We start from the raw sequence: 18442 nt of genomic DNA on the forward strand, positions 1-18442 counted from the left end.
TATGCAGTCAATTGTTAGCGACGATGCTGGCAGCCTTGTCGAGACATTCCTGCCACTCGTTCTCCGGCACCGAGTCGATGGTGATGCCACCGCCGACGCCGAGTCCGAGACGGCCGTCCGGCGCGATCTCGACCGTTCGGATGGCCACATTCAGATCGAGGGCCCGGTCGGGTCCGGCGATGCCGATCGCCCCGCAGTAGACGCCGCGGGCGTCGTGTTCCCAGTCGGCGAGCAGTTCCATCGCGCGCAGCTTCGGGGTGCCGGTCACCGATGCGGGCGGGAAGGCGGCGTCGAGTACGGCGTCGTTGCCCGTGCCGGGCCGCACGATCGCCTCGACCCGCGAGACCAGATGCCAGACGCCGGGCGCGGGCACCACCGACAGGAGTTCCGGCACCCGCACACTGCCCGTGACGGCGATACGGCCCAGGTCGTTGCGGACGAGGTCGACGATCATGATGTTCTCGGCGACGTCCTTGGCGGAGGCGGACAGCGCGTCGGGGTCGGCGTGTGCGGGGAGCGTTCCCTTGATCGGTGAGGAACTGATGATGTTGCCGGTACGACGCAGGAAGGTCTCCGGCGAGAGGCTTGCCACCGTGCCCCAATCACCTTGCAGAAAAGCGGCTTTCGGAGGTTTTGTGGCGCCGGCGAGGTCGGTGAAGAAGTCCACCGGGTCTCCCGACAGTGTGCCGGTGAACCGGGTGCACACGCATGCCTGGTACACCTCGCCGGCGCGGATCGCCTCGAGACAATGCTCGATCGCGGTCAGGTGCGGGGCGTGCGCCGGGGGATGCCAGTCGGTGGTCGTGGGGCGCCCGACGCCGGGGTGCGGGGCGTCGAGCACCGCGTACGCCCAGTCCGGGATGCCGGTGCCGAGAGTCGACCACTCGCCGTCGCGGAGGACGAGGACACCGTCGGTGAGGCCACCGGCATTCACCGGCAGCACCGACTCCTCCGCGCGCACCGGGAAGCCGAGGTGGCCGAGCCAGAAGCGGTCCGGGTCGTCGGGCGGGGGGCACCCCGGGACGATCTCGATAGTCGGCGCGATCACCGCGTCGGCGTCGAACCAGTCGCCGATCAGCGCCGCGGGCGGCGGGAGCTCCCGGGTGAGGGTCTCGGCGTGGAGAGCCCGGAGTGCATCGAGCGCGGACGCGGCCATGTGTGGCGGGGTCGGTCAGTTCTCGTAACGCGGGAACACGGGAGACGGCTTCGGCAGCGCGGTCCCCGCCGCGAGGCGGGTGGTGACGGCGCTGAACTGACGGTCGTCTCCGACCGCGAGCAGGTCGAGGATCTTGTTCGACGACTCCGGCATCACCGGCTGGCTCAGCACCGCGACGATGCGCACCACCTCGGCGCACACGTAGAGCACGGTGCCGGTGCGGTCGAGGTCGGTCTTCGCGAGCTTCCACGGCTCCTGCGAGGAGATGTACCGGTTGGTCTCGGCCAGAGTCGACCACAGTGCCTCGAGTCCGAGGTGGATGGCCTGGTTGTCGAAGTGCTCGCGGACGGTCCCGAGCAGCGAGTCGGCCCGGTCCAGCAGGGCCTTGTCGGTGTCGGTGAGGTCAGCGCCCGCCGGCACCACGCCGTCGAAGTACTTGCCGATCATCGACAGGGTGCGCTGGGCGAGGTTGCCGAACTCGTTGGAGAGGTCGGCGTTGATACGCGACACGATCGCGTCGGCGGAGTACGAGCCGTCCTGGCCGTAGGACACCTCGCGCAGGAAGAAGTAGCGCACCGGGTCGAGGCCGAACTCGTCGATGAGGTTCTCCGGGTCGACGACGTTGCCGACCGACTTGGACATCTTCTCGCCCTTGTTGAACAGGAAGCCGTGCGCGAAAACCCGCTTGGGCAGTTCGACGCCGGCGCTCATCAGGAAGGCCGGCCAGTAGACGCAGTGGAACCGGATGATGTCCTTGCCGATGATGTGCAGGTCGGCGGGCCAGAAACGCTCGAAGGTCGCCGCGTCGTCGGGGAAGCCGACACCGGTCAGGTAGTTGGTCAGCGCGTCGACCCACACGTACATGACGTGCTCGGGATGGTCGGGGACCGGGACACCCCAGTCGAACGTCGTGCGCGACACCGACAGGTCGGTCAGCCCGCCCTTGACGAAGCTGATGACCTCGTTACGCCGGACGTCGGGGCCGATGAAGTCGGGCTGCGCCTCGTACAGCTCGAGGAGCTTGTCCTGGTAGGCCGAGAGCCGGAAGAAGTAGGTCTCCTCCTCGGTCCAGGTCACCACGTGCCCGGTGTCGGAGGCGACGCGCTCGCCCGCGTCGTTCACCTCGGTGTCGGACTCGGCGTAGAAGGTCTCGTCGCGGACGTCGTACCAGCCGGAGTACTTGTCGAGGTAGATGTCACCGCGGTCGCTCATCCGCTTCCACAGTTCCTCCGACGCCCGCTTGTGGTCCTCGTCGGAGGTGCGGATGAAGCGGTCGAAGCTCGAGCCGAGGCGTTCCTGCAGGGACTGGAACCGGTCGGAGTTCCGGTGGGCGAGCTCGGCGGTGGGGATGCCCTCGGCCTGCGCGGTCTGCTGCATCTTCTGGCCGTGGACGTCGGTGCCGGTCAGGAACCGGACGTCGAAGCCGTCGAGGCGCTTGAACCGGGCCAGGGCGTCGGCGGAGATGTACTCGTAGGCGTGCCCGATGTGCGGTGCGCCGTTGGGATACGCGATCGCGGTGGTGATGTAGTACGGACGCCCTGCGCCGTGCGAGGTGCCGTCCTCGGCCGTACCGGACAGATCAGGGCTGGTCAGATCGGGTGCCATAGTGCTCCACAGAGTACCGACCGGCGGGTGGTGACAGCCAATCGCGGGTCGGCGCCGCTCAGCGGGATCGCAACGACCCGATCGCCTGCGCGGCGCGGGCAACCGTCTCGTCGGGGTCGCCCTCCAGTCCGGTCAGGGCCGTCGACGCGGCGTCGCCGCGGATCTCGGCCAGCGCCTGGACCAGCCGCAACCGCACCGACGGATCCGGGTCGGCGCCCAGGCGGTCGACGAGCCGCCCGACGATCCGGCTGTGGTCGGAATGGGTCGCGAGGATCTCGGCGGCCTCGACATCGCGGTCACCGGTGGCGACGAGTTCGACCAGGACGTCGACCGCGGTCTCGACGCCGCGGCGGCCGAGGGTGAGGGCGACCGTTCGCCGGACCTCGGGGTCGGGGTCGGTGAGCAACGCCTCGAGCACCGCGGTGGCCCGGGCGTCGTCGATCGCCGAGAGCGCAGTGGCCGCGCGTCGTCGGACCGTCGCGTCGGGGTCGGTCACCCGGGCGGCGAGCTGGTCGAGGGCGCCCGGGGTCTGCGCCAGCGCCCAGCGGAGTGCGCCGGCGACGTTCTCGTCGGATTCGGCGAGCAGGGCATCGGTCAGCGCCTCGGCGGACAGCCCGGCGTCTCCCGCCCGCAGCGCCGCGCGCTGGCGGTGGGCGGGATGTTCGGAGTGCACCGCACGGAGCAGGCCGACCACGTCGAGCACGGCCGGCCAGTCTCCGGCGCCGGTCACCTGGATCTGTTGTAGTCGATCCAGCAATCGGGCGTCGGCGGCCATCCTGTCCCTCGTGTCCTGGATCAGCTTCTCCATCAACGTGTCCGGTGCGAAGTCCGGATCGTCGAGGGCGCGGCCGACGTCGCGCAGCGACAACCCCAGCGACCGAAGGCTTTCCACGTGCAGCAGACGTTCGATGTCGGCGTCGGAGTACTCCCGGTAGCCGCCCGTCGTGCGACCGGTCGGCCGGACGAGACCGAGCGTGTCGTAGTGGCGCAGCATCCGGGTGCTGACACCCGAACGCCGCGCCACCTCGCCGATCAGCACGGCGGACTCGAATCCTGTGCGGAGCCACCGGTGTTCGTCATCCGCGTGGCTCGCTCGAGCTCGTAGGCGAAGTCGCTGTCCGGGTCGTCGAGGATCCGGACGGTGGCCTCGGCATGCGCTCGGACGCGGGGCTCCCGGTGGCGACGAGCCGTGGTGAGCGCGTCGAGGGACGCCTCGTCCAGCGCGGCCAGCGCCCGACTGAGGCTGCGCTGCACGTCGGTCGGGTCTCGTCCGAGTTCCCGGGCCAGTTCGGCGGCGAGTGCGGGCTCCTCACCCGGCGGGACGAGAACCACCGCCGCGCGCCATGCGGTCCGCGCGACCTCGGGATCGGCGTCGTGCAGCAGATCGTCGGTGACGGCCGGCCATGCGGACCGGTCGCCGATCTTCGACAGTGTGTGCAGTGCCTGGCTGCGGGCCTGGGGCACGTCCGAGAGCAGCTCACCGACGAGCCGCGGCACCGTCACCTGTGCGGGCAGCCTGGTCAGCGCCCACGTCAGCATGTCCCGGACGAAGAAATCGTCTTCGACGCCGCAGCGTGCGATCAGGTCGTCGGTCAGAAGCGGGTCGGGTTCGGTCCCCGCCGCCATCGCCGCACGCAGACGCGTCGACGGATCGGGTGCGTGCAGTGCGGCCGTGATGGTCTGAGTCATCGTCAACACCTCCTCGTGCACCCACTACAGACCCTGTCACAGTGTCAAGGTCAAGAGGCGTGTTGCCGAGGCGTCCGTGTTTGCCGAGGTGTCGGGCCCCGCTCAGATCTCGCGGCGGTAGGGCTCGCAACCGGGAGGTGCCTTCGGCGGTTCCCGGTATTCGAGGTCGGGGATCTTCATGCTCACCGGTGCCGACGTGAGGGTGAACTTCTCGCCGTGATGCGAGAGATCGATCGGCGGTCCCGACAGCAGCCGGTAGGTGGCGTGCTCCTTGTCCACCGCGACCACGAACTTCGACTCCCGCACGATCATGCGGAACGACATGTACGTCAACCGGGTCGGCAACCGCGGCGCGAAGGTGATCTGCCCGCCGAAGTCGCGCATGCCGCCGAAGCCGGCGACACAGTCGGTCCACGCGCCGGCGAGCGCGGCGATGTGCAGACCGCTGCTGACGTTGTTGTGCAGGTCGTGTAGATCGGTGAACACTGACTCGGCGAGCAGGTCGTAGGCGAGGTCGAGGTAGCCGACCTCGGCGGCCGTCACCGCCTCGCAGCACGCCGAGAGCGACGAGTCGCGCACGGTGATCGGGTAGTAGTAGTCGAAGTTGCGGAGCTTCTGCTCGGCGGTGAACGAGTCGCCGAACAGATACGTCGCGAACACCAGGTCGGCCTGCTTGACCACCTGTTTCCGGTAGAGGTCGTAGTACGGGTAGTTCAGCAGCAGCGGATAGCGGCCGACGGACGATTCGAAATCCCAGGCACCGAGCAGCGTGAACGACTCACATTGCTGGTGCACGCCGAGGGCGTCGTCGTAGGGGATCGACATGTCGTCGGCGCATGACTCCCAGTGCGCCGCTTCGGCTGTCGTCACCCCGAACTGATCGGCGAGGTCGGGGCGTCGATGGACGGCGGCCACCGCGTCGCGCAGGTTCTGTTGCGCGGCGAGGTTGGTGAAGGTGTTGTTGTTGACGACGGCGGTGTACTCGTCGGGGCCGGTGACGCCGTCGATGCGGAATTTTCCGTTGACGTCGTGGTGCCCGAGACCGGCGAACAACCGGGCGGTCTCCACGAGAAGTTCGACGCCGCACTCGGTCTCGAACTGTTCGTCGTCGGTGGCGCGCAGGTAGCGGGCGGTGGCGTTGGCGATGTCGGCGGACACGTGCACACCGGCCGTACCCGCGGGCCAGTAGCCCGAACACTCGTCGCCGTTGATCGATCGCCACGGGAACATCGCGCCGCGCTGGCCCAGTTCGGCGGCGCGGGCCTTCGCCTTGTCCATGGTGGCGTGGCGCCAGCGGAGTTCCTCACCGGCCGCCGCGGGCACCGTGTAGGTGAGCATCGGCAGGATGAAACTCTCGGTGTCCCAAAAGGTGTGGCCGTCGTAGCCGGGACCGGTGAGTCCCTTGGCCGGGATCGCGCGCGACTGGCCGCGGGCACCGGCCTGCAGGACGTGGAAGAGTGCGAACCGAACCGCCTGCTGGAGTTCGGGATCCCCGTCGAGCTCGATGTCGGCGTCGCGCCAGAAGTCCTCGAGATAGCGGACCTGGTCGGCCTTGAGCGAGTCCCAACCGGTCTCCATCGCCATCGCCAGCGCGGCGTCGACCTGTGCGCGCAGCGCCGGGACCGAACGCCGGGCCGACCAGCCGTAACCCATGTACTTGGTGAGGGTCAGGCTCTTGCCCTTCGGCACGTTCGCCGCGATGGTGAGGCGGGCGAGGTCGCCGTCGGCGCGGATGAAGGTGTCGGCCTTGTCCGGGAAGTAGATCTCGTGATCCATGCCGGCGGCGATGTGCAGGCCGGACTGCTTGGTGTGGTGGACCAGCATGCCCCAGTAGTTGCGGCAGGTCGCGAGATCCGACACCAGCGGGGCGTCGAGCGCCGCCGCGAGACGTGGGTCGTTGCCGGGGGCCGGGACCGGCTCGTTGGCCAGTAGGTCGGACTGCAGGACGAGCTTCATGTCCTCGTCGACGGGTTCCACCTCGTAGCGGATGGCCGCGATGGTGCGTTTGGTGAACGAGACGAGTCGTTCGGACTTGATACGCACGGTACGGCCGGTGGGCGACGTCCACAGCGTGTGACGACGCAGCGTGCCGGTGCGGAAGTCCAGTGTGCGTTTGTGTTCTTCGGTACGGCCGTACCGGAGATCCATCGGCTCGTCCTCGACGAGCAGGCGGATGATCTTGCCGTCGGTCACGTTCACGACCGTCTGGCCTGATTCGGGGTAGCCGTAGCCGCTCTCCGCATAGGGGAGGCCGCGCAGCTCGTAGAAGCCGTTGAGGTAGGTGCCCGGGTGGTCGACCGGTTCACCCTCCTCGAAGGTGCCGCGTAAACCGATGTGCCCGTTCGACAACGCGAACAACGTCTCGGTGCGGCCGAGCATGTCGAGATCGACTCCGCCGCTCCACTTCAGCTGCCACGGGTGGATCTCGAACCCGTGTGGCTTGTCCGCGCTCATGCGGGCAGCAATTCGTCGAGATCGTTGACGACGATGTCGGCGCCGGCGGCGCGCATCGCCTCCGCCTGGCCACCGCCGACTCGATCGACGCCCACGACGTACCCGAAGTTGCCGGCGCTACCGGCCTGTACGCCGGAGATGGCGTCCTCGAAGACCGCGGCCTCGGCCGGTTCGACGCCCATCAGTTCGGCCCCGAGGAGATAGGAGTCGGGGGCGGGTTTGCCGTTGAGTCCACGCGCGGCGATCTCGAGACCGTCGACGCGGACCTCCACGAATTCCGACAGGTCGGCAGCTTCGAGCACTGGTCCTCCATTCTTCGACGACGTCACGACCGCGATGCGCAGACCCGCATCGCGCGCCGCGTTGAGGTATCGCACCGAACCGGGGTAGGCCTGGCCGCCGTCTTCGGCGAGGCTGACGAGGAACATGTCGTTCTTGCCGTTCCCGATCGCGGTCACGGTCGCCGGGTCGACGTCGGTGATCCCGCGCGACGCCAGGACGGCCCGCACCCCGTCCTCGCGGGGACGCCCGTCTACGTAATCGAGGTAGTCCTGATCGGTGAACTCCACGAAACCGGGCGCGTCGCCGCCGCCCGCCCGATCGGCGAGGAAGGCGTCGAACGTCTTCTTCCACGCCTTGCGGTGGAGCACCGCGGTTTCGGTGAGGACCCCGTCGAGATCGAAGAGCGCGACAGTGATCACTTCTGGCAATCCCAACACGATTCGCAACGCTACCCGCCCGAGTCGGGTAAGGCGCGATGAAGCGCGATAGCGCGCGTCAGGCGGAGCCGACCGTGTGCGCTTCGGTTGTCGGTGAACGGCCCTCATCCCAGAAACCGATCGATTCCAGCTGTGCGATCAGGCGGTCGCGTGCGTCGTCGAAGGCGGCCACGATCTCGGCCTTGATGCCCGCGGTGTCGCCCGTGCGCAGCAGCTCGATGAGGCGTCGGTGGCTGGCGACCGCGGACCGGCCCCATTCGGTGTCACTCGAATACAGCTGCAGCGGATTGTATTTGCTGGCCGAGTACTGGAACCAGGCGAGCTTTCTGCTCTCGGCCATCAGGTGCACCTTGCGGTGGAAGGCGAACTCCGCGGACAGCACGTCCTCGGCGCGGCCGGAGTCGACGGACGCCTCGAGGTCGTCGACGAGCGCGGCCAGGTCACCCAGATGCTGCTCCAGGTCCGGGTTCTCGGCGGCATGACTTGCCAGACGCGCAGAGAGCTCGGCCTGTATCCAGAAGATGTCGACGATGTCGCCGCGGGTGAGCGTCTCGACGATGAAGCCTCGGTGCAGGGCCTGTTTCACGAGTCCCTCACCGCGGAGGGTCGCGAGCGCCTCACGGACCGGGGTGACGCTGCACCCGAGGGCCGATGCCGTCTCGTCGAGCCGGACGAAGTCTCCCGGTCGCAGGATTCCGGTCATGATCCGGGTGCGCAGGTAGTCGGCCACCTCGACGGCCAGCTGGGTCCTGTGTAGTGGTCCGGGCGTCATCGACTCTTCCGTCCGTGTGCGTCGGTCAATCGACCTTAACCGCCGCAGGGCCCTACCGGCCGGTATCCGTTTCGCGGAAAACTCCGTGGCCGACGCGTGAACCCCTCTGAGACGATGGCGCCATGACTCGTCGTTTCGCTCAGGTCGATGTGTTCTCCTCCACCGGCACCGAGGGCAATCCCGTGGCGGTGGTCGTCGACGGCGGTGGCCCCGGGGCTCCCATCGCGGAGGACCGCATGGCGGCCTTCGCCCGCTGGACCAATCTCTCGGAGACCACGTTCGTGTTGCCGCCGACAGATCCGGCCGCCGACTACAAGCTGCGGATCTTCACCCCCGACGGGGAGTTGCCGTTCGCGGGCCACCCGACCCTGGGTTCGGCGCACGCCTGGCTGACCTCGGGCGGTCGGCCGAAGGGGGAGGACGTCGTGCAGGAGTGCGGCGTCGGACTGGTCCGCATCCGCCGGTCGGGTCCACGGCTCGCCTTCGCCGCGCCGCCGCTGCGCCGGTCGGGTCCGGTCGCCCCGCAGACCGTCGACGAGGTCGTCGCCGCACTCGGCGTCGATCGGGACGAGGTGCTGGCGGCGGAATGGGTCGACAACGGGCCCGGGTGGATGGTGATCCAGTTGGGATCGGGGGAGCGGGTGCTCGAGGTCCGCCCCGACATCCCGGCCCTCGGCAGCCACGAGGTCGGCCTGCTCGGTCTCTACTCGTCGGGCGACGTCTTCGCCGAGGTCCGCGCCTTCGTCCCGGGCATCGGCGTTCCCGAGGACCCGGTCACCGGCAGCCTCAACGCTGGGATCGCGACCTGGCTGCGGGCCACGGGGCAGGCGCCGGCGAGTTATGTCGCCGCCCAGGGTGGGGCCATCGGTCGCGCCGGTCGCGTCCACATCCACGACGACGGGGAGAACATCTGGATCGGTGGCGACACCGCGACGGTGATCGAGGGCACAGTCGCGCTGTAGTCGGGCACGAGAGGTCGCCGGTCTGTGCCAAGGTGTTTGCCATGAGCGACGCCAGCGACGCCGCAGCCGACGCCCCTGCCGAGACCCTGAGCAACAAGGCGGCCAAGAAACGTCGCCGGCGCGAGCCGCCGCCCGATCCGACGCCGCTGCCGGGCCTCGTCGACGCCCACACCCACCTCGCGGCGTGTGGTGGACGGGATGCGGAGTCGGTCCGCGCCATCCTCGACCACGCCCAGGCGGTCGGCGTGGACCAGGTGGTGACGGTCGCCGACGACATGGTCGACGCCCGCTGGGCGGTCGCCGCGGCGGAGTGGGACGACCGGGTCTACGCGGCCGTCGCACTGCATCCGATGCATGCGGGCGATCTGAACGACGAGACCGCCGCCGAACTCGAGCGGATGGTCCGTCATCCGCGGGTGGTCGCGGTGGGTGAGACGGGTCTGGACTACTACTGGCCGGGTAAGTCCGACGACTGCGCGCCGCCGGAGGTGCAGCACGAGACGTTCCGGTGGCACATCGACCTCGCCAAGCGTGTCGGCAAGCCGCTGATGATCCACAATCGGGAGGCCGACCGGGATCTGCTCGACATCCTGGCTGCCGAGGGCGCTCCCGACACCGTGATCATGCATTGCTTCTCCGGTGACCGAAATGTGGCCCGTGAATGCGTCGACCGCGGGTACATCCTGAGTTTTGCCGGGACTGTGAGCTTCGCCAATGCCGAAGAGCTGCGCGTCGGGGCCGAACTCGTGCCCGACAACCAGATCCTGGTCGAGACCGACGCGCCGTTCCTGACCCCGCATCCCTACCGTGGCCAGCCGAATCAGTCGTACTGCCTGCCGTACACGGCGCGGGCGGTCGCCGAGGTCAGAGGGATGTCCGAGGAGGAGATGGCGCGTCTGTTAGGCGCCAATGCGCGGCGCGTCTACAACATCCCTTTGCCATAATCTGGCCGGTTCGTTATCGTACTGTGATCCCGCTCGGCCAGAGCGATACATCCGGCTCTCAGCGGTTCAGCCTTGTGATGCGTATGCATCCCGAACAGCTCGGATGGGTCTTCCGGTCGCGGCGGCGCGCCTTGTTCCCGACCAGATTGTTGTGCCTTGCCTTCTCTGCCTCCCTCAGTGTCGCCCAAGTCGGTCTTCTCCAAGATCAACGGGACCGACTCCCTGCGTGCCCGCCTGGCGGTGGGAGCCGTCTGCGCGACCGTCGCCGCCGGTGGTGTCATGGGCGTCGCGATGCACAAGACCGTCACCATCGACGTCGACGGGCAGACCCGTCAGGTGTCCACGATGGCGATGTCGGTGGAGAGCCTGCTCGAGTCCGAGGGCCTCGCCCCGGCCGACGGCGACAAGGTCAGCCCGTCGCTCGACTCCGGTTTCGGCGAGGGCCAGACCATCAAGGTCAACCGTCTGAAGAAGCTCACCCTCGACATCGAGGGCAAGCGCGAGACCATCATCACCAACGCCTCCACCGTGGACCAGCTGCTCGAGGAGCGGGGCCTGGAGCACGCCGCCGAGGAAGCCGACTTCGGCACCGACGAGCTGCCCGTCGACGGCGGCAAGATCGACGTCGCCCTCCCCAAGCCGGTGCGCCTGGTGGACGGTCCGACCAAGAAGCGCCCGGTCGTCGCCGCCCACACCGTCAAGGACCTGCTGGAGGCACTCGGTACGCCGCTCGGCGCCGAGGACAAGGTCGTCCCGGCCGCCGACACCGAGGTCACCCCCGACCTGAAGATCGTCGTCACACGCATCAAGACCGAGGACGTCACCGTCACCGAGCCGGTGGCCCCGCCGGAGATCAAGAAGGAAGATCCCACCCTCGTCCGCGACCGCAAGGTCGTCGAGAAGAAGGGCACCCCCGGCGAGGCCCGCGTGACGTATAAGGTCACCAAGGTGAACGGACGAGTCGTGAAGCGAGACAAGCTGACGAGCGAGGTGGTCAGCGAGCCCGTCGCCGCCACCGTCCGTATCGGCACCAAGCCGGGTGCGCCGTACGTCCCGCCGGGCTCCGTGTGGGACGCCCTCGCGCAGTGCGAGGCCACCGGCAACTGGGCCATCAACACCGGAAACGGGTTCTACGGCGGCGTGCAGTTCGACCAGAACACCTGGGAGCGCTGGGGCGGCCTCGAGTACGCACCGCGCGCCGACCTCGCCACCCGTGAAGAGCAGATCGCGATCGCCAAGAAGACCCAGGCCGCCCAGGGCTGGGGCGCATGGCCGTCGTGCACGTCCAAGTTGGGCCTGCGCTGAACGACGACACGCCAGGCGACGCACCGCGGCTCCTCGGACCCGCGCAGATCCGCGAGCTCGCCGCCGAGGTCGGTGTCCGGCCGACCAAGACCCTCGGTCAGAACTTCGTCCATGACGCGAACACCGTGCGCCGGATCGTCACGGCCTCCGGCGTCGGTTCCGACGACATCGTCCTCGAGGTCGGCCCCGGACTCGGGTCGCTGACCCTCGCTCTTCTCGGCACGGCGGGCCGCGTCGTTGCCGTCGAGATCGATCCGATTCTGGCACAACGCATTCCGCAGACCGTTGCCGAGTACGCGCCGGCGCAGAGCGCCGACTTCGACGTCGTGCTCGCCGACGCCCTACAGGTGACTCGCGACGACCTGCCCGTCGTGCCGACGGCGCTCGTCGCCAACCTCCCATACAACGTCTCGGTCCCGGTGCTGCTGCACCTGCTGGGACTGTTCCCCGAGATCACGACCGCCCTGGTGATGGTCCAGGCGGAGGTGGCCGACCGTCTCGCCGCACCGCCCGGCAGTCGCACCTACGGCGTGCCGAGTGTGAAGGCCCGCTATCACGGCCGCGTGAGTCGCGCAGGTGCGGTGGGGCGCAACGTGTTCTGGCCCGAACCCAAGGTCGAGTCCGGACTCGTGCGCATCGAACGCACCGATGACTACCCGATCGACCCGGTGTTTCGGCAGACGGTGTTCGCCGTGATCGACGCGGCATTCGCGCAGCGGCGCAAGACGATGCGGTCGGCACTGGCCGGCTGGGCGGGCTCCCCGGCCGAGGCCGAACGCCGGTTGCGCGCCGCCGACATCGATCCCGGCATCCGCGGCGAGAAACTCGACGTCGAGGACTTCGTGCGCCTGGCCCGCACCGTCTGACGAAACCCGCTGGCTCACCCGTCAAGTGCGGTCGTACCGTGGTGGGGACAACGAACAATCCCCGACCGAGGTCTGTCATGCTCGCGAGTGTGGACGATCGAACTTCTCGACGGCGGATTCGTCGGCGTCACCGGACTCCATTCCCGCGATGAAGGCGTTGCGTCACTGGGATATTGGTGTGCCGCGTGGCAGCGTGGGCGCTGTACGATCTCGAAAACCACTGAGGCGTCTGAATTCTCAGCTCGACGCCGCGCGCAACTTCGTCAGCAGTTCCGGGGCGGCGTCCCGCAGGAAGTCGTCCTGTGTCTCGCCACCGATCTGGATGAGTGCGACGTCGGTGAATCCGGCCTCCCAGTAGGGCTTCACGGCGTCGACGATCTGGTCGAGGTCGGGGCCGCACGGGATGTTGGCGGCCACGTCGTCGGGGGTGACGTACTGGGTCGCGGCCGCGAAGCCCGCGGTGGTGCGGAGGTCGGCGTTGACATCCCAGCCGCCGGCGAACCACCGGAACTGGTCGTGGGCCCGTTCGACGGCGGCATCGCGGTCCGGGCCCCAGCTGATCGGGATCTGCCCGATGGCGCGGGTGCCCTTGCCGTCGATCGTCCCCGTGGCCGCCTGCGCGTTCCAGGACGAGATGAGGTCGGCGTTCGGTTCGACCGCGATCAGATGATCGGCCAGCGGCCCGAAGGTCTCGATCCCGGCGTCGCCCGCCACCGCGACGCCGATCGGCACGGGCTGCTCGGGAAGATCCCAGATGCGCGCGGCGTCGACCTGGAAGAACTCGCCGCGGAAGTCGACGAGGTCGCCGGAGTGCAGTTTGCGGATGATCTCGATCGCCTCGGCCAGCATGTCCTGGCGGTCGGTGACCGCGGGCCAGCCGGCGCCGACGACGTGCTCGTTGAGGTTCTCGCCCGAACCCAACCCGAGGGTGAAGCGGCCGTCGGCGAGGATCTGCAGGGTCGCGGCCTTCTGCGCGATGATCGCCGGGTGATAGCGGATCGTCGGGCAGGTCACGTAGGTCATCAGCTCGACGCGTTCGGTCGCGTGGGCCACGGCGCCCAGCACCGACCATGCGTACGGGGCGTGCCCCTGCGAGGACAGCCACGGGAAGTAGTGGTCGCTGGACACCTCGAAGTCGAAGCCGGCGTCCTCGGCGCCGACGGCATAGCGGACGAGGTCCTTGGGGCCGGCCTGCTCGGTCATCAGGGTGTACCCGAATCGGGTTGTCATCTTCAACTCCTCTGCACGGCTCTCATCGACATCGGTCACTTCGGTGTAGCCAGCGAGCCGTTCGGGTAAACGGACGGCTCACAATCGCGTCCCCGACCCGGAAGAAGGTGCAGATGACCCAGGCCAACGAGAGCGGTTCTGTCGATACCGTGCTGCTCGACGTCGACGGGACTCTGATCGACACGACCTACCTCCATGCGCTGGCCTGGATGCAGGCCTTCACCGCGCGTGATCTCACGCCGCAGTGGTGGGAGGTCCACCGCGCCATCGGGATGGGTGGCGACCGGCTCGTCGGCGAGATCTGCGGCGATGAGGTCGAGGAGTCGCTGGGCGACACGCTTCGCGACGACTGGGAGCGGCACTACCGCAAGCTGTTACCCGACGTCCGGCCGCTGCCCGGCGCCGTCGACTTCGTCCGGGGATTGCTCGACGCCGGCTACCGGGTCGCACTCGCGTCGTCGGGTAAGGCCGAATTCACCGACGCTGCACTGGAAGTGATGGGTTTCGAGCGGGACGATCTCGCGGCGGTCACGTCGTCGGACGACGCGGACGATTCGAAGCCCGCCCCCGACATCCTCGAAGTCGCGCTGAAGGACGCGGGTGGTGGTCGGGCGATCGTCGTGGGTGACACGGTGTGGGACGTCGCGTCCGCGCATCGGCTCCCCGCCGAGTGCGTCGCAGTCCGTTCCGGTGGTTTCGCCGAGGCCGAGTTGCGCGATGCGGGTGCAGTCCTGGTGGTCGACCACGTGGGTGAACTCGCGCGACGCGGATGGCGGCCCTGAGTCGCCGCGGAGCAGCCCTGAGCGCGTATCCGCACCGGCCCGACTAGTCTGACTCATTGTGTCGCGAACGTCGCTGTCGGTGGTAACCGACTCGGTCACCGCGCGCGCCCCGTCGAAGGTGAACCTCCACCTCGGTGTCGGCCCGCGCCGCGATGACGGCTACCACGATCTGGTCACCGTGTTCCAGGCACTGTCGCTGCACGACGACATCCGGGTGGCACGCGCTCACGAGCTGTCCGTGACGGTCCGGGGTGAGGGTGCCGGTTCGGTACCCGCCGACGCCTCCAACCTCGCGGCCCGTGCGGCGCAGGCCCTCGCCGGGTGGGCGGACCGTGCGGGGCACGTCGCCATCCAGATCGAGAAGACGATCCCGGTCGCCGGGGGTATGGCCGGCGGTAGCGCAGACGCGGCCGGTGCGCTCGTCGCGCTCGCGCATCTGTGGAAGCTCGACATCTCCCGTGACGAACTCGCCGAGATCGCCGCCGATCTCGGCAGTGACGTCCCGTTCGCCCTCCACGGCAACACCGCGTTGGGCACCGGCCGCGGTGAGCATCTGATGCACGTGCTCTCCCGCGGCGAGTTCCACTGGGTGCTCGCCCTTGCGCGCGAGGGCTTGTCGACCCCGGCGGTGTACAAGGAGCTGGACCGGCTGCGCGACAGCAGGTCCGGTGACGTCGACGGCGACGGCGATTTCCTGCGTTCCCCCGACGACCTGATGCAGGCCCTAGCCTCCGGTGACTCCCGCGCGGTGGCTCCGTTGCTGCACAACGACCTCCAGCCGGCCGCGCTGAGCCTGCAGCCGACGCTCCGTCGCACATTGCGGGCCGGTGTCGACGCGGGGGCCCTCAACGGGATCGTGTCGGGCTCGGGCCCGACGTGTGCATTCCTGTGTGCGGACGAGCAGTCCGCGGTGAACGTGGCCGCCGAGCTGTCGGGCGCGGGTGTCGCCCGCGCGGTCCGCACCGCGAGCGGCCCCGCACCGGGAACCCGCGTCCTCGGCACGGACTGACACTCTCGCGACTCCCTGACCTCGCCTTCTCGCGGGAGTCACTACAGTTGTCCGGGTGCTCCGCAGACTCCTGACCGCCGTGGTGACGTTCGTCGTCGCCGTACTCGTCGGCATCGGGTCGTTCGCGTCGACGCCGCCGTCGTCGGCCGCGGCCCCCGACAACGGATTCGTCTTCACCACCACCGATGTCCCCGACGACCAGCTCCCGTCGGCAGCTGCCGCCGGTACCCGCCTGACCTACGCGACGCGGGACCAGCGCGGCCGTCCGGCGATGGCCACCGGCGTCTACTGGGTCCCGCGCGGCACACCGCCGGCCGGGGGCTGGCCGGTGGTCTCCTGGGCACACGGCACCGTCGGTATCGCCGACGAATGCGCACCTACGAAGCACCGGCTGGGGGACGGTGTCGAGGCACCCGTGCGGGCCGCGCTGGACGCCGGTTACGCGGTGACCGCCACCGACTACGCCGGGCTGGGATCGGCCGGGGAGACCGACTATCTCGGCGGTGCCGCCGCGGCGTACTCGGTCATCGACATGATCCGCGCGGCACGGTCGGTCGACGCCGCGCTCGGCAGCTCCTGGGTGTCGGTCGGACATTCCCAGGGCGGTCACGCTGCACTGCATGCGGCGCACCGTCAACCGGCGTACGCCCCGGAGCTGCCGGTCAAGGGTGCGGTCGCGATCGCCCCGGTCTCGTCCCTGGAGAACCTGTTCGGCCTCTTCGGACCCCGGATTCCCGGGCTCGGTGCCCTGAACGTCCTGAGTGCGCCGTTCCTCTACACCCTCGCGGGCCTCGACCATTCGCAGCCGGACCTGAGGATCGGGGACTTCCTCACCGACAGCGGCAAGCGCTTCCTGGACCGGTCCCGCGCCCGCTGCAACGGCGACGTCGTCGGCGCGCTGCGGTCGGTGTCACCGGGATCGCTTGTCGCGTCGTCGTTCACGAAGGACCAGAAGTTCCGCGACGCGCTCCGCGCCTACGCCGAGGTCCCCACCGCCGGCTACCCGGCAAAGGTCACCATCGCCCACGGCATGCTCGATCCGATCCTGCCGTACCCGCTGAGCCGTTCGCTTCGGTCGTCGATGGAGCGCAACGGCACGAACGTCGACCTGAAGACCTACGCCCGCGCCAACCACAGCAGCGTCGTCGACGGGTCACTGCCCGACGTCATGACCGCGGTCCGGGAAGCCTTCGGGCGGTAGCGGTTCGACACGCCTCGTCGTAGGCTCCTCGGCTACGCGACCAGCGGAGTCTGCCGGCCATGGCGAGGTCACTCGATGGCTTCGCCGAGCTCCATCCAGCGTTCCTCGATCTCGGCGAGTTCGGACGCCATCTCCCGAATGCGTTCGGTCTCGGCGGCCAGGCCCTGATAATCGGACTGGTCGTGATCGGCGAGGGCCGTCTTTGCGTCGTCGATCTTGCTGTGCAGCTTGTCGATCCGGCGTTCCAGTGACGCCAGCTCCTTGTTCGCCGCCCGTAGTTCCGCACCGCTGAGTGCAGAGGTGGATTCGTTCGACGAGCCGCCGGAGCCCGACGCCGTCGCGGAAGCCGTTTCCTTTTGCTGTGCCGCACGGAGTTTCAGGAACTCGTCGACGCCGTTGGGGAGATGGCGCAGCTTGCCGTTCATCACGGCGAACTGCTGGTCGGTGACCCGCTCGAGGAAGTACCGGTCGTGCGAGACGACGATGAGGGTGCCCGGCCAGGAGTCCAGGAGATCCTCGAGGGCGGCCAGCATGTCGGTGTCGAGGTCGTTGGTCGGCTCGTCGAGGATCAGCACGTTCGGGGCGTCGAGCAGGATGAGCAGCAACTGCAGACGACGTTTCTGGCCACCGGACAAGTCCTTGACCGGGGTGGACAGCTGCGCACTGTCGAAGCCGAGTCGTTCGAGCAGCTGCGAGGGGGAGAGCTCCTGTGCCTTCGAGCCGGCGCCGAAGGTGTAGGTGGTCTGCAGGTCGGCGATCACCTTGCGGACCGGGTCGTCGAGGAAGCGGTTCAGGTCGTCGAGTCGCTGGGTGAGGGTGGCGACCTTGACCGTCTTGCCGCGCTTGACCTTTCCGCCGGTCGCCTCGACCGTGCCCGCGATGAGCCCGAGCAGCGTCGACTTGCCTGCACCGTTCACGCCGAGGATGCCGGTCCGTTCACCCGGGGCGAGGCGCCATTCGACTCCGTCGAGGACGTTGCGGTCACCGTAGGAGACCGACACGTCGAGGAGGTCGACGACGTCCTTGCCGAGGCGGGCGGTGGCCAGCGACTGTAGGGCGACCTTGTCGCGGACGGGCGGGACGTCGGCGATGAGTGCGTTGGCCGCGTCGACGCGGAACTTCGGCTTGGAGGTACGGGCCGGAGCACCGCGACGCAGCCACGCGAGTTCTTTCCGTGCCAGGTTCTGGCGACGTGCCTCGATGGTCGCGGCCTGCCGGTCACGCTCGACGCGCTGCAGGATGTAGGCGGCGTATCCGCCCTCGAAGGGTTCGACGATCCGGTCGTGGACCTCCCAGGTCACCGTGCACACCTCGTCGAGGAACCACCGGTCGTGGGTGACGACCAGCAGCCCGCCGGCGTTGGCGGGCCAGCGGCGCTTGAGGTGATCGGCCAGCCACGTGATGGCCTCGACGTCGAGGTGGTTGGTCGGCTCGTCGAGCGCGAGGACGTCGTGTTCGCCGGCGAGGAGCCGGGCGAGCGAGACGCGTCGGCGCTGACCGCCGGACAGGGAACTGGTGGTCGCATTCCAGTCGACGTCGCCGAGCAGTCCGCCGATCACGTCGCGGACCTTGGCGTCGCCCGCCCATTCGTGTTCGGGACGGTCGCCGACGACGGCATGCCCGACGGTCTCGTCGTCGTCGAAGCGGTCGACCTGGTCCAGGACGCCGACCCGCACCCCGCCGCGGACGGTGACGCGGCCGGAATCGGGTTGCTTGCGGCCGGCGAGCATCGCGAGCAGGCTCGACTT

16 protein-coding genes are annotated in these 18442 nt (G+C 68.8%); 7 read left to right on the forward strand and 9 right to left on the reverse strand.

Features of this window, described 5'->3' with window-relative positions:
* Positions 1–7: 7 nt before the first annotated feature.
* The 7 genes from OK17_RS10540 to OK17_RS10570 all read right to left on the reverse strand — a co-directional run bounded on the left by OK17_RS10540 (position 8) and on the right by OK17_RS10570 (position 8395).
* Positions 8–1156: an aminodeoxychorismate synthase component I gene (locus OK17_RS10540; RefSeq protein ID WP_232718666.1), complete on the reverse strand. Its 1149-nt coding sequence runs from the start codon at positions 1154–1156 to the stop codon at positions 8–10.
* Positions 1157–1171: 15 nt separating this feature from the next.
* Positions 1172–2761 carry a methionine--tRNA ligase gene (gene metG / locus OK17_RS10545; protein WP_461417417.1) on the reverse strand — a complete coding sequence of 530 codons (1590 nt, stop codon included), beginning with the start codon at positions 2759–2761 and terminating at the stop codon, positions 1172–1174.
* A 58-nt stretch (positions 2762–2819) separates the two neighbouring features.
* Positions 2820–3800, reverse strand: coding sequence for a HEAT repeat domain-containing protein (locus OK17_RS10550; protein WP_461417418.1), 981 nt, complete (start codon positions 3798–3800; stop codon positions 2820–2822).
* Complete coding sequence (locus OK17_RS10555) at positions 3794–4450, reverse strand: HEAT repeat domain-containing protein (protein ID WP_232718662.1); 657 nt, start codon at positions 4448–4450, stop codon at positions 3794–3796. Before OK17_RS10555 ends, OK17_RS10550 begins: the two co-directional genes overlap by 7 nt.
* A 102-nt stretch (positions 4451–4552) precedes the next feature.
* Positions 4553–6904, reverse strand: a complete 2352-nt coding sequence (locus OK17_RS10560) for a glycoside hydrolase family 65 protein (RefSeq protein WP_232718661.1) — start codon at positions 6902–6904, stop codon at positions 4553–4555.
* A complete protein-coding gene (locus OK17_RS10565; RefSeq protein ID WP_232718660.1) occupies positions 6901–7623 on the reverse strand; it encodes a beta-phosphoglucomutase family hydrolase in 723 nt (240 codons plus the stop codon). Before OK17_RS10565 ends, OK17_RS10560 begins: the two co-directional genes overlap by 4 nt.
* A 58-nt stretch (positions 7624–7681) precedes the next feature.
* Positions 7682–8395: a GntR family transcriptional regulator gene (locus tag OK17_RS10570; RefSeq protein ID WP_461417419.1), complete on the reverse strand. Its 714-nt coding sequence runs from the start codon at positions 8393–8395 to the stop codon at positions 7682–7684.
* A gap of 122 nt (positions 8396–8517) precedes the next feature.
* Between OK17_RS10570 and OK17_RS10575 the strand changes: the two genes are divergently transcribed.
* From OK17_RS10575 to rsmA, 4 genes are all read left to right on the forward strand, one after another.
* Entirely contained in the window at positions 8518–9357 is an 840-nt protein-coding gene (locus OK17_RS10575) for a PhzF family phenazine biosynthesis protein (RefSeq protein ID WP_461417420.1), read from the forward strand.
* A 41-nt stretch (positions 9358–9398) separates the two neighbouring features.
* Positions 9399–10301, forward strand: coding sequence for a TatD family hydrolase (locus OK17_RS10580; protein ID WP_461417421.1), 903 nt, complete (start codon positions 9399–9401; stop codon positions 10299–10301).
* A 177-nt stretch (positions 10302–10478) separates the two neighbouring features.
* Positions 10479–11606 carry a resuscitation-promoting factor gene (locus OK17_RS10585; RefSeq protein WP_232718656.1) on the forward strand — a complete coding sequence of 376 codons (1128 nt, stop codon included), beginning with the start codon at positions 10479–10481 and terminating at the stop codon, positions 11604–11606.
* Positions 11570–12472 carry a 16S rRNA (adenine(1518)-N(6)/adenine(1519)-N(6))-dimethyltransferase RsmA gene (rsmA, locus tag OK17_RS10590; protein WP_461417422.1) on the forward strand — a complete coding sequence of 301 codons (903 nt, stop codon included), beginning with the start codon at positions 11570–11572 and terminating at the stop codon, positions 12470–12472. The genes OK17_RS10585 and rsmA overlap by 37 nt, the downstream gene beginning before the upstream one ends.
* A gap of 237 nt (positions 12473–12709) precedes the next feature.
* Here rsmA and OK17_RS10595 read toward each other — a convergent pair whose 3' ends face one another.
* Complete coding sequence (locus tag OK17_RS10595; protein WP_461417423.1) at positions 12710–13702, reverse strand: LLM class F420-dependent oxidoreductase; 993 nt, start codon at positions 13700–13702, stop codon at positions 12710–12712.
* 113 nt (positions 13703–13815) lie between these two features.
* Here OK17_RS10595 and OK17_RS10600 point away from each other — a divergent pair, with 113 nt between their 5' ends.
* Genes OK17_RS10600 through OK17_RS10610 form a run of 3 tightly spaced genes read left to right on the forward strand, consistent with a single transcriptional unit; the run spans position 13816 to position 16694 of the window.
* Positions 13816–14484, forward strand: a complete 669-nt coding sequence (locus tag OK17_RS10600) for an HAD family hydrolase (protein WP_232718647.1) — start codon at positions 13816–13818, stop codon at positions 14482–14484.
* Positions 14485–14542: 58 nt separating this feature from the next.
* On the forward strand, positions 14543–15493 hold the full coding sequence (locus OK17_RS10605; RefSeq protein WP_461417424.1) for a 4-(cytidine 5'-diphospho)-2-C-methyl-D-erythritol kinase: 951 nt from the start codon (positions 14543–14545) through the stop codon (positions 15491–15493).
* A gap of 55 nt (positions 15494–15548) precedes the next feature.
* On the forward strand, positions 15549–16694 hold the full coding sequence (locus tag OK17_RS10610; protein WP_232718638.1) for an alpha/beta fold hydrolase: 1146 nt from the start codon (positions 15549–15551) through the stop codon (positions 16692–16694).
* 68 nt (positions 16695–16762) lie between these two features.
* Here the strand turns inward: OK17_RS10610 and OK17_RS10615 are convergent.
* On the reverse strand, positions 16763–18442 hold a 1680-nt coding region (locus OK17_RS10615; protein ID WP_461417425.1), incomplete at its 5' end, for an ABC-F family ATP-binding cassette domain-containing protein.

It is taken from the genome of Gordonia sp. GN26 (assembly GCF_054823965.1).